At 72.4% G+C, this 630-nt stretch carries 1 protein-coding gene; it reads left to right on the forward strand.

The window, feature by feature from the left end; all coding sequences use genetic code 11:
* The coding region (locus RH864_RS19190) for a Gfo/Idh/MocA family protein (RefSeq protein WP_310519184.1) at positions 1 to 630 on the forward strand (630 nt) is incomplete at its 5' end.

Below are 630 nucleotides of genomic sequence, written 5' to 3' on the forward strand. Positions count from 1 at the left end.
TACTTGCAGGACTGGCTCGCGACGCCCCACGACGATGACTGGCGGGTCGACACCGCGCAGGGCGGTCCGTCGCGCGCGTTCGCCGACATCGGCTCGCACCTGGTGGACCTGCTCGAGTTCACGACCGGTGATCGGGTCGTGCGGCTGAACGCGCGCACCCGTACGGTGTTCGGCGCGCGCGCGACGAACACCGACATCGCGACCGAGGACCTCGTCGCGGTGGTCGTCGAGCTCGCGGGCGGGGCGATCGGCACGCTGCTGGTGTCGCAGGTCGCGCCCGGGCACAAGAACGGCCTCGTGCTCGAGCTCGGCGGCACCGAGGCGAGCGTGCGTTTCGAGCAGGAGCGCCCCGAGACGCTGTGGGTCGGCCGCACCTCGACGTCGAGCGTCGTCGAACGCGACCCGGCCCGGCTCTCGCCCGATGCGGCTCGGTTGTCGCTCGTGCCGCCGGGGCATCCGATGGGCTATCAGGACGCGTTCAACGCGTTCGTGGCCGACACTTACGCGACCATCTCGGGCGCGCGGCCCGAAGGGCTGCCGACCTTCGACGACGGGCTGCGCGCGGTCCGCGTGACCGAGGCCGTGCTGGCCTCGGCCACGACCGGCGAGTGGACGGAGGTCGCCGCATGA

It is taken from the genome of Agromyces aerolatus (genome assembly GCF_031432255.1).
Taxonomy (GTDB): Bacteria; Actinomycetota; Actinomycetes; order Actinomycetales; family Microbacteriaceae; genus Agromyces.